Below are 11,179 nucleotides of genomic sequence, written 5' to 3' on the forward strand. Positions count from 1 at the left end.
CTAGGCAGAAGCACTGACTTGATCTTTATCCTTGGCAAGGAATTTTTCTAATTCCGCAAGGGCGTCGGCATCCACCTTCGTTTGCATGGGGCAGAACTTCGGCCCGCACATGGAGCAAAACTCAGCCGTTTTATAGATGTCTGCTGGTAGGGTTTCGTCGTGGTATTCCCGTGCTCGTTCGGGATCAAGGGCGAGTTCAAATTGGCGGTTCCAGTCAAAGTTGTAGCGTGCCCGCGACAGTTCATCATCGCGATCGCGCGACCCCGGACGGTGACGGGCAATATCCGCTGCGTGAGCCGCAATTTTGTAGGCAATCAAGCCATTGCGCACATCTTCAGCATTGGGGAGGCCAAGGTGCTCTTTGGGGGTGACATAACACAACATGGCTGCGCCGTACCACCCCGCCATTGCGGCGCCAATGGCACTGCTAATGTGGTCATAGCCGGGGGCAATATCCGTCACCAACGGCCCAAGGACATAGAAGGGGGCTTCGGCACATTCCTCCATCTGCTTGCGCACGTTGAATTCAATTTGATCCATGGGCACATGCCCAGGGCCTTCCACCATCACTTGCACATCGTGCTCCCACGCCTTGCGGGTAAGCTGGCCAAGGGTTTTCAATTCCGCCAGTTGGGCTTCATCGGAGGCATCGTGCAGACACCCCGGCCGCAGGGAGTCCCCCAGGGAGAAGGAGACATCGTATTTTTTGAAAATCTCGATAATGTCGCGGAAGTGGGTGTAGAGCGGATTTTGCTTGTGGTGATAGAGCATCCACTTGGCAAGAATGCCGCCGCCGCGGGAGACAATTCCTGTGATGCGGTTTTTCACTAGGGGCAGATATTCAATGAGAATCCCCGCATGGATTGTCATGTAGTCCACCCCCTGCTGGGCGTGCTTCTCAATCACATGCAGAAAGTCATCAGGGGTGAGCCGCTCAACGCTGCCGTGGACGCTTTCAAGGGCCTGATAGACAGGCACCGTACCAATGGGCAGCGGTGAGGCATTAATAATGGCGGTGCGAATGGCATCCAGATCACCCCCTCCAGTGGAGAGATCCATCACCGTATCGGCACCGTACTTCACGGCCAGCCGCAGTTTTGCCAATTCTTCCTCCAGGTTTGAGGAGTTGGGCGAGGCCCCAATGTTGGCATTGACTTTGCACTTGGCGGCGATCCCGATCGCCATCGGCTCGAGGTTGGGATGATTGATATTGGCGGGAATAATCATCCGCCCACGGGCAACCTCATCGCGAATTAACTCTGGCGGCAGGTTTTCTCGCCGCGCCACGTAATGCATTTCCTCGGTGATGATCCCTTGGCGGGCATAATGCATTTGGGTGACATTATCTTGCCCCTTGCGGGCAGCAATCCATTCGCTACGCACCATTGATAGAATCCTCTCTAGACAGCTTCCCTACGCCAGCATGATCTGGTTCAGGTTCTAAGGGTTTGCTCTCAGCCTGCTTTAAGCGCAGACACCCCTAGCATGTCGTTCATTCTATCACTTTGCCCTTGGGAGAGTGGGAATTAATCCAGTACATCAATGCGCACAGGCCCCACCCCCGCGCCAATGAGGCCAATGGCAGCGGCAGCACTCCGTGAGAGGTCAATTTCCCGTCCTCCCGTAAAAGGCCCGCGATCGTTAATCCGCACCACCACTGAGCGGCCATTTTGCAGATTGGTTACCCGTACCCGTGTGCCAAAGGGCAGTGTGCGGTGGGCAGCTGTCAGGGCCTCTTGATCAAATCGCTCACCATTGGCAGTGCGAGCACCATGGAAGCCGGGACCATACCACGAGGCAAGACCAGTCAACTGCATGCGAATCGGTCCCATGGCCACAACGGTATTTGGGCTGCCCTCGACGCTGGTGAGAGCCGGCGCATTCCCCAGTTGGCGGCGAATCAGGTTGGCAATGCGCAGGGCGTTTTCATCGTTGCGGGGTGACCCATTGGGCAGCATCACCTGATGGTTGAGCGTCAGGAGAGGTTCTTGGTCAGCATAGATGCGATAGTTCTGTTGCTGGGCATCCCAACGGACACGGATCAAGTTGGCATCAAAACCTTGTTCGTGAAGCTGATTGAGGCGAGCGGTGAGAATGGTTGCCTGTTGGGCTGCCTCTGAGAGGGTGGTTTGTTCTGGTATCCCGCTGCCATTGGCGGCAGCTACCTTGACTCCCTCTGGAGCGGCTACCCGTTGACCCAAGAAGGTGAGTACGGGAATCCCGCGCAAATAGACGGTTACGGCTTCGCGGCCTTGCTGTTGGTGACGATGGAGACTGGCGATCGCCCGCGTTGTTGTCGGAGTAGTGGATTGGCGTTCGCCAACTTTGGTAGCAACGACCGGCGAGGCTGGGGCTGAAACAGAGTCTGGGGCTGATGTGGTCGTGGTTGCACGGCTACTGGAAAGCATTCCCAACACAGCCAAGGTGGTTGTTGTCAGACCCACATAAAGCGTTTTTTTCATAGGCGTCCGTTAAAAAGGGCATCCATACGGCTGGACAGTAGGGCACCAACATCACACAGGGGTTACCCCTACTGGTGCCGTGTTCGCTCTCATCGCGGAACTGTTTCAACCTACCACGAAGGCCTAGAATCAAGCATCAGGGGCATTTTGTTCGCAGCAAACATTTTGAAAAAGAATAAAAAAGCGCTGAAGGCGGTGAAACCTACGCAGACTGGCATATTGACGGAATTTACAGTTGATGAAAGAAAATAAGAAAATTTTATAAATTTTTAACAAACCCTTTTTGATTTCTGAAGATTTTTGTGACTCAGATCACCAAAAATAAAAATTTCTCTAAAAGATAAAATTTGCTTTTTGTGACCTTTTCTGTGTGTCAGAAGACGATTGCCTCCCCGATTTTGTTTCCCGCTTTACTCCCCTTGGCCTGCTCCTCTAGCCACTTCATAAAGTGCATTGCCTAGGAAATTGCTCTCTCCGCTAGCGCATAAAACGGGAATATAGTCCGTAGGGAGCCAGACCATGGAAGATAGGGATGACTTGCGGCGTCGTCTTGAAAACTTAGAAGCCGCTGTGGCTGCCCTTCAGCGATCGCTCGAGATTCTGCAAACTGCCATTCTCCATGAAGACCTCTCCGACTCTAGCATCCCAGACCCTTCAACGCAATCAACGCTACCCGAAGAATCGGCTGCGAGTGTTCCTGAATCCTCAGCTCCTGAATCACCGTTGCACCCCGTGGCGCCTTCGCAAGCGGACTGGCTACAAAATTGGGAACTGTGGCTCAACCGTCTCGGCATTGGCCTGCTGCTGTTGGGGATTGGCTTCCTCTTTCGGTACGCTGTGGAATTGGGCTGGATTACCGATGCGGTTCTGGTGGCTATAGGCTTTGTCATCGGTACGGTGCTGATGGGGTTGGGCTGGCGGTTGCAGCGGCGAGCCATCTTTAGCCAGTTTTTACAGGGGGGTGGCCTCGCGACCTATTACCTGACGATCTTTGCTGCCTATCAGTTTTTGACCGCGATGCCTTGGGGTGTGGCCTTTTCATTGATGGTGTTAGTGACCCTAGGGGCATTTTTCATATCGTTGCGCCAAAATCGAGCCATTTTTGCTGTGATTGGTGTGGTTGGTGGCTTAGCAACCCCTTTGCTGCTCTCCAACCCAGAGATGAGTCGTCCCTTGGCCTTGGCCAGTTATACTTTTTTAATTCTTTTGGGCAGTTGGGCAATTTATGCAGTGAAGGGCTGGCGATCGCTCCTGCTATCAGCCTTTTGGTTGGGATGGCTGATGTTAGCGGTGTCTACTACCGTTCAACGACTTGATCGAGTGGTAGTGTTGCAGGCGATTCTGGTGTTGACTTGGCTGGGCTTTACGGTATTGCCCCTTTGGTATCAGTGGCGCGATCGCGACAGCGCAGGGGAGCTGTATCGCCCTCAACAGCCCTATGGTCAGGTGATCGCCCTTTTTAACCCGCTGATTGCCCTCGGCTTGAGTGCTTCCCTCTGGCAGTGGTCGGCCACAGTAACGGGGCGGGGGTTTATTGTCTTTGGCGGCCTCTACCTCGGAACTAGTGTATTTTGGCGACGCCTGCCGCAACCGTGGCGCTGGGTCTATAGTTTGACGGGACTCGTGCTAATTGCCTTTGGCATTGTTGTTCGCTATTACAGCAATCGCTTTATCCTCGCACCCTTGGCGATCGAGGGGTTGATTTTGCATTATCTGAGCCAACACTATGCCTCACGAACCCTGCGCATTATTGCCCATCTTTGGTGGGGACTGCTGAGCCTTGGTTTTGTGGGTCAACTGCTTTTTACCGCTGCTGATCCCCCGCCGCTGTTGAATCTGGCTTTTGTCACTCACCTAGTGGTGCTTGGCGCCGCAGCAGTCAGTATCCGTTTTTTGCCCCCACCCACCCGCCCCCTGTACTGGATCTTGGGCTATGGGGTAACGATGATCTGGATGCAGCACGAACTGGCGCCCTTTGGCACGGGGGCAGCTACTCTCGTCTGGGGACTTTTTGGCGTGGGACTGCTGATCTGTGGGCTGCGACGGGACACCTCAGCGGTACGCACTGTGGCTTTAATCACACTGATCATTACTTTGGTGCGGCTTTTCTTTGTTGATCTCATCCATCTTGCGCCGGTGTGGCGAGTGCTCCTATTCATGGGGTTTGGTTTGATTTTTTTGTTGCTGAGCTATTTTTTCCGCGCCCTGTGGCGGCGATCGCCCGTGGAATCCTTTAGGATCAGTGAAGAAACCTCAAATAACCAGTCCGAAGAAAACCCATGACCAGCATTGCTGATCTGCGCCGTGATTACCGTCGTCAACGTCTCCTCGAAAGTGAGGCGGCTGAGGATCCGATTGAACAGTTTCGCCTCTGGTTTACGGATGCGGTCAACGCCGAATTGCCGGAACCTAATGCGATGACCTTGGCCACTATTGGCTTAGATGGTATGCCCGCTGCGCGACTGGTCTTGCTCAAAGAGGTGGACGATCGCGGGTTTGTCTTTTTTACGAACTATCGCAGCCGCAAGGGGTTGGAATTAGCTGCCCATCCTAAGGCCGCCCTTGTTTTTTGGTGGGCAGAGCTAGAGCGGCAGGTGCGCATTGAGGGCAATGTTGAACAAATTAGTGCCGCGGAGTCCGATGCCTATTTCCAGAGTCGCCCCCTAGGGAATCGTTGGGGGGCATGGGCATCCCAGCAGAGTGAGATTTTAGAGTCCTACGCCGATCTGGAAGCCCGCCTAGCAGAGGTGCAAGCCCGCTATGGCGAAAACGTGCCCCGCCCACCCCATTGGGGAGGGTATCGCGTTCTACCAACCCTGATTGAATTTTGGCAAGGGCGACCCAATCGCCTCCACGATCGCCTGTGCTATCGGCGCCAAGGAGACCGCTGGCAGCGGGTGCGCCTCTACCCCTAGGATAGGGATACCTTAATAGCGATAAGCACTAGTCTGAGATGCCCATGATTCCCGGTGAACTCATTCCCGCAGAGGGAACCATTGAACTCAATGCTGGCCGGCCAACAGTGACGTTAACGGTGGCCAATAGGGGCGATCGCCCCATTCAAGTGGGATCTCACTACCACTTTTTCGAAGTCAATCCTGCCCTCCACTTCGATCGCCAACAGGCGCGCGGAATGCGCTTAGATATTCCTGCTGGCACCGCCATTCGTTTTGAGCCGGGGGATGAGCGCGTGGTGCAACTGGTGTCCTTTGGCGGCAGTTGCCAGATCTATGGCTTTCGCGGTGAAGTCAACGGTTCGCTCTAGTCGGGATTCCAAGCATCCTGTAGATTAAACAGTATGAATGACGATGACTTCCCCCTGCTGGACACCTCAGAGGATGCCCTAGCGGCGCTACCGAGTGAGGAGAGCGATCGCCCTGATCCGGAAGCCATGTTGCCCCTGCTGACCTCCGCCTATGTGACAGAGCGGATGTTGGCGGCGCGCGCCTTTTGTGAATTGCAGGATGAACGCGCCACACCCCATCTGATTGATCTTCTGCGCGACCCCTGTCCCCTCGTCCGAGTTAGCGCTGCCTATGCCTTGGGCCGCAACCCCAGTTTGGCAGCCGTGGATGCCCTCATTCAGCAATTGGAGCGGGACTGGAATGGCTATGTCCGCAAAGGTATTGTTTGGGCGTTGGGCAACTGTGGGGTACGGTTTCCCTTGCCAGAAATTTATCGGCGTACCCTTGATCCCCTGATTCGTGCCCTGCAAACGGATATTTCTGCTGTGCGCCTGTGGGCGGCTAGTTCCTTGGGTCAGGTGGCCGAAGCCAGTGAAGAAGCGGCGATGGTTGCCATTCCTGCCCTTGCCCTTGCCTTGGCTCAGGACGCGATCGCTGCTGTGCGCAGTAACTGTGCTTGGGCCTTAGGTCATGCCTGTCGCAAAATTCCCCTTGGGCCTCTTTACACGCAAGCTATTGATCAACTGATTGCTGCACTGCGCGACAGTGATATGGGCGTGCAAGAAGATGCCAAAGCAGCGCTGTTTAAGCTGGGGGATGCACGGGGACTGCAAGCGATTGAAGACCTGCAACTAGAAGCCTTTGGCTAGGGAATGCGTCAGATGGCCCAACCACTGGTAGAGCTGCGCGGTGTCTGCAAATCCTTTGGCAATAAGCATGTCCTCAATGATGTGGATTTAGTCATCTATCCCCAAGATGCCCTTGTGATTCTCGGCCCCTCTGGCACGGGCAAGTCAACGATTCTGCGGATTATTGCTGGGTTACTCGCTCCCGATAAAGGGGAAGTTTATGTCGCTGGTCAGCGGCGTCAAGGGTTGCGCCAAGATGGTCTGTGCCGGTTGCGCATGAGCATGGTCTTTCAGCAATCCGCTCTCTTTGATTCCCTAACAGTGGCTGAAAATGTGGGCTTTTACTTGTATCAGCACAGCCGCTTGCCCGAAGCCCGCATTCGCGAAATTGTCAGTGAAAAACTGGCGATGGTTGGCCTCGCTGGTATGGAAGACCTCTACCCAGCGCAGTTGTCTGGGGGAATGCGCAAGCGAGTCAGCTTTGCCCGCGCGATTGTTGATAATCCAGAAGACCCCAATGACGATCCCTATCTCCTGCTTTACGATGAGCCAACCGCAGGGCTAGATCCCATTGCCTCGACAGTGATTGAGGATTTGATTCGCGACTTACGGGAGAAGACAGGCCATGCCTACGTTGTTGTCACCCACCAAAACAGTACCATTGAGCGCACGGGCGATCGCCTGATTCTCCTCTACCAAGGTCGCATTTGTTGGCAGGGCACCCATGCCGAAGCCCGCACGACCGATAATCCCTACCTGCGGCAGTTTCTTAGCGGTGACGTCAACGGTCCCATTCGCGTCATTGATCAAGTGGGTACCGCTGCTCTGTAAATTTAACGTATAAAAGCGTATAAATAACGTAACGTATAAAACGCATAAACAAGAAGGAATTCATAATTGTGGCTTTACATATTGCATGGCTTGGCAAAAAATCTCCCCCTTGCGGCAATGTTACCTATAGTCGCGAGATTACGAATGGACTATTGGATCGCGGTTATCAGGTGAGCTTTTTGCACTTTGCCCAAGAGAATGAACAGGAAACCAACAGCGAAGGTGAGATGCCAGATGTCACGCTCCCTTGCCTGTATAAATCACAAGTCTATACCCTGCCCTCCCTGCGAGCCAACAAAGTTCTGGTTGAATCCCTCAAAAAACTCAGACCCGACATTGTCCATGCCTCATTGACCCTCTCGCCCTTAGATTTTTTTCTGCCAGACATTTGTGAAGAACTCAACATTCCCCTAGTGGCGACATTTCATCCGGCCTACAGCGACAAGTACCGCACCCTCACGGCGGGCACCGCCTTGATGACTTACCAACTCTATGCCCCTTTTTTGGCTCGCTATGACCGCGTGATTGTCTTTTCGCAATCGCAAAAGGAACTCCTGATTCGTCTTGGGGTTGGTGCCGAGACGCTGCGAGTCATTCCCAATGGGGTGGATACGCGCAAATATACACCGGGTCCCTCGACAGCCAAGGAGGAATTTAAGGCGCGCTACCTCTATATCTATCAGGGACGGATGGCCATTGAAAAAAATGTCGAAGCACTCCTGCGCTCTTGGTGTGCAGCAGAAATGCCCGCTGATTGTAAGTTGCTCATGGTGGGGGGTGGTGCGCTCATGCCCTCTCTGATGGCGAATTATGGCCCCGATCAAAATATCCTCTGGCTTGGCTCGATTGTTGATGATCAAGAGCGGTTGCAAATTTTGCGCGGCTGTGATGTCTTCATCCTGCCCTCTCAAATTGAGGGATTATCTCTTTCGCTCCTAGAGGCCATGGCCTGTGGCTTGGCCTGCTTGGCCACGGATGTGGGTGCCGACGGTGAAGTCCTCACAGGAGCCGGCATTGTCCTGAACCCCCAGTATGTAAAAACCCAGTTACAAACGCTCTTGCCTATTTTTTATCAGCATCCGGAAATGATTCGCCTGCTGGGGGACAAAGCCCGCAAACGAGTCCTAGAGCACTATAGCCTCAGTCACAACTTGGATCGCCTAGAGGCCTGTTATCAAGAACTGATAGCTTCCTATTCTTTGGCGCGGCCTGCGGCCAAGATAAAAAGCTAGCCCCCTCTAATCTGGTAAACGCTCAAAGCGAGCATTGAGACAACACCACTCGTGCCGTCGCCAGACGCTGCCCAAGCTCCAGCCCTGTTGTTCCAGTTGTTCTGCCACTCGATCCGCCTGATCTAAAAGAATGCCACTAAAGATACCCCAGCCCTTGGGTTTGATAATTGCCGGCAAATGGGGCAGAATTTCGATAATCACGGGTGCGAGAATGTTGCAGACGACGCCATCAACGAGTTCGAGGACTTGCTCCCAACTGCCTTGGCGGACGATCAACTGGTCAGGTTTAATGCCATTGAGTTCAGCATTGCGTTGGGTGGCGGTAACCGCAAGCTCCGAGGTATCCACAGCATAGGCTTTTTGTGCCCCTAGCAAGAGGCTAGCGATCGCCAGAATGCCACTGCCACAGCCAATGTCGGCAATCACCGTGGGGGGTAGCGGCTCAAAGGTTTGATCCAATTGCATCTCTAGGGCTTCAAGGCAAAGCTGGGTGGTCTCGTGGGTGCCGGTGCCAAAGGCCATGCCGGGATCTAGCTTGATCACCAAGCGAGTGTTATCGAGGGGCGGGGTTTCCCACGCGGGACAAATCAGCAGGCGATCGCCCACGGGGATGGGGTGCCAGTAGGCTTGCCAACTGTGGGCCCAGTCCTGTTCATTTACCAACTGCCAGTGGAGTTTTGGCGAGAGATAGCCCTGTGCCACCACATCCTGCTCAATCCAAACCCCTAGGGCAGCAATGTCCAGTAAGGTCACCTGCTGCTGCGGCACATAGCCTTGGATCAACACTCGCCCCTGTTGCTGCTGGTTTGCCGTTCCTTGACAGCCAAAGGATTGAAGACGCCAATAGACAATGTCTTCCGCTTCAGCTTGACAAGTCACCGTAATTTCCCACCAACGCTGTACCACAACCGTGCCTACAGATTCACAATATAGGCATCACGGATGCCGGGCACTTTCAGGATTTCCTCCAAAAGGCCTTCCGGTAGGGGATCATCCAAGCTAATCACCATCACCGCGTTGCCACGCACCATCTTGCGTCCCACCTGCATACTGGCAATGTTGACATTGAAGCTCCCCAACTGGGTGCCAATTTTACCAATAATGCCCGGCATATCGCGGTGCAGCGTCAGCAGCATATAGCGGGTTGGCACCACACTGATGGGAAAGTCATCAATACTGGTGATACGCAACTCACTGTGAGCCAGCAATGCCCCAGAAACTGAGCGAGTTAGCGATGGACTTTTGGCAATCAGCGTCAGCGACCCCGCATAATCTCGCTGCGACTCATCCCGAGTTTCGACAACCCGAATGCCCCGTTCCTTGGCCTCTAGCCCAGCATTCACATAGTTGACCCGCTCTCGCAAGGCTGGAGAGAGCAGACCCTTCAGAGCAGCAATCACAATCGGTTGACTGTCATTAGTGGCCAGTTCCCCTTGCAAACGGACTTCCAGAGACTCAACGCGACCACCCGCCAATTGCCCCACAAGATTTCCGAGGGTTTCCGCCAACTGCATGTAGGGGGCTAGTTTCTCGAGGACATCGGGACGCAGCCCCGGAATATTCACCGCCGATCGCGCCGGCAACCCTAGGAGCACATCCCGAATTTGTTCAGCAACATCAATGGCCACGTTTACCTGTGCTTCTTCTGTGGAAGCCCCCAAATGAGGGGTCAAGACGACTTCCATCCCCAACTCACGCAGCGGCGACTCCGCCTCAAGGGGTTCATTTTCAAAGACATCGAGAGCAGCCCCCGCCAGCTTACCCGTCTTGAGTGCCTCCACCAGCGCTGCCTCATCAATAATGCCACCCCGCGCACAGTTAATAATGCGGGCTGTGGGCTTCATCTTGGCAATGGTTTTAGTGTTAATCAGATGCTGCGTTTCTGGAGTCTTTGGCAAGTGCAGCGTGATAAAGTCCGACTCGGCAAAAAGAACGTCCAATTCTACAAGGCGGCAGCCCAGTTGTTCGGCTCGCTCTGTTGAAAGATAGGGGTCATAGGCAAGAAGTTTCATCCCCATGGCACGGGCGACCGTAGCGACATGGGAGCCAATTTTGCCCAAGCCAATAATGCCAAGGGTTTTCTTGTAAACCTCTACACCCGTAAAGCGCTTGCGATCCCATTGACCTGCTTTCACCGCCGCATTTGCATCGGGAATATGCCGCGCCAAGGAGAGCATCATTGCCAAGGTATGCTCCGCAGCAGCAATGGTATTGCCCTCCGGGGAATTAACCACCATGATTCCTTTGCGGGTGGCCGCAGCCACATCGACGTTATCTACACCCACTCCAGCACGACCAATAATTTTCAGTTGGTTGGCCGCTTCAATGACTGCCTTCGTCACCTTGGTTCCCGATCGAATCATCAGGGCATCGTATTCGGGAATGATTTTGATCAGTTCTTCCTCTGAGAGGCCAACTTTGACATCCACTTGGGCCACTTGGGCAAGCAAATCAAGCCCCACCTGTTCAATGGGATCGGAAACCAGAACTTTGGGCATAGGTAAACAGCTAGGTATAATGCCAGAGTTGCTATAGTATCACATTCTACCTGAAAAGTGCCGCAGTGCTGGTGAAGCGGCAGACGACCGGCGGGAGGAATTACTCAATTTCAGCTTGTTGCT

At 53.9% G+C, this 11,179-nt stretch carries 10 protein-coding genes and 1 riboswitch; of the genes, 6 read left to right on the plus strand and 4 right to left on the minus strand.

Annotated elements, in window-relative coordinates; translation table 11 throughout:
- Together thiC and ACK4HN_RS08690 are read right to left on the minus strand one after the other, a co-directional pair.
- Positions 1-1,383 (minus strand): phosphomethylpyrimidine synthase, encoded by a 1,383-nt coding sequence (gene thiC, locus ACK4HN_RS08685; protein WP_409869127.1) that lies wholly within the window; start codon positions 1,381-1,383, stop codon positions 1-3.
- Positions 1,384-1,393: 10 nt separating this feature from the next.
- Positions 1,394-1,492: riboswitch (TPP riboswitch) on the minus strand.
- Positions 1,493-1,526: 34 nt separating this feature from the next.
- Positions 1,527-2,462, minus strand: a complete 936-nt coding sequence (locus tag ACK4HN_RS08690) for a septal ring lytic transglycosylase RlpA family protein (protein WP_409869094.1) — start codon at positions 2,460-2,462, stop codon at positions 1,527-1,529.
- A 519-nt stretch (positions 2,463-2,981) separates the two neighbouring features.
- On the opposite strand from ACK4HN_RS08690, the gene ACK4HN_RS08695 reads away from it, so the two are divergent.
- The 6 genes from ACK4HN_RS08695 to ACK4HN_RS08720 all read left to right on the plus strand — a co-directional run bounded on the left by ACK4HN_RS08695 (position 2,982) and on the right by ACK4HN_RS08720 (position 8,558).
- Entirely contained in the window at positions 2,982-4,745 is a 1,764-nt protein-coding gene (locus tag ACK4HN_RS08695; RefSeq protein WP_409869095.1) for a DUF2339 domain-containing protein, read from the plus strand.
- Positions 4,742-5,377, plus strand: a complete 636-nt coding sequence (pdxH, locus tag ACK4HN_RS08700; RefSeq protein WP_409869096.1) for a pyridoxamine 5'-phosphate oxidase — start codon at positions 4,742-4,744, stop codon at positions 5,375-5,377. Before ACK4HN_RS08695 ends, pdxH begins: the two co-directional genes overlap by 4 nt.
- Positions 5,378-5,415: 38 nt before the next feature.
- Positions 5,416-5,727 (plus strand): urease subunit beta, encoded by a 312-nt coding sequence (locus tag ACK4HN_RS08705; protein ID WP_409869097.1) that lies wholly within the window; start codon positions 5,416-5,418, stop codon positions 5,725-5,727.
- A gap of 33 nt (positions 5,728-5,760) precedes the next feature.
- Complete coding sequence (locus ACK4HN_RS08710; RefSeq protein WP_409877516.1) at positions 5,761-6,516, plus strand: HEAT repeat domain-containing protein; 756 nt, start codon at positions 5,761-5,763, stop codon at positions 6,514-6,516.
- Positions 6,517-6,528: 12 nt separating this feature from the next.
- Positions 6,529-7,326 carry an ABC transporter ATP-binding protein gene (locus ACK4HN_RS08715; protein WP_409877517.1) on the plus strand — a complete coding sequence of 266 codons (798 nt, stop codon included), beginning with the start codon at positions 6,529-6,531 and terminating at the stop codon, positions 7,324-7,326.
- A gap of 68 nt (positions 7,327-7,394) precedes the next feature.
- Complete coding sequence (locus ACK4HN_RS08720) at positions 7,395-8,558, plus strand: glycosyltransferase family 4 protein (RefSeq protein ID WP_409877518.1); 1,164 nt, start codon at positions 7,395-7,397, stop codon at positions 8,556-8,558.
- A 6-nt stretch (positions 8,559-8,564) separates the two neighbouring features.
- Here the strand turns inward: ACK4HN_RS08720 and prmA are convergent, their stop codons facing one another.
- Together prmA and serA are read right to left on the minus strand one after the other, a co-directional pair.
- Positions 8,565-9,464, minus strand: coding sequence for a 50S ribosomal protein L11 methyltransferase (gene prmA / locus ACK4HN_RS08725; RefSeq protein WP_409869101.1), 900 nt, complete (start codon positions 9,462-9,464; stop codon positions 8,565-8,567).
- An 8-nt stretch (positions 9,465-9,472) separates the two neighbouring features.
- Positions 9,473-11,056: a phosphoglycerate dehydrogenase gene (serA, locus tag ACK4HN_RS08730; protein ID WP_409869102.1), complete on the minus strand. Its 1,584-nt coding sequence runs from the start codon at positions 11,054-11,056 to the stop codon at positions 9,473-9,475.
- Between the last annotated feature and the right edge of the window lie 123 nt (positions 11,057-11,179).

Origin of the sequence: Thermosynechococcus sp., assembly GCF_046299655.1 — a bacterium.
GTDB lineage: Bacteria > Cyanobacteriota > Cyanobacteriia > Thermosynechococcales > Thermosynechococcaceae > Thermosynechococcus.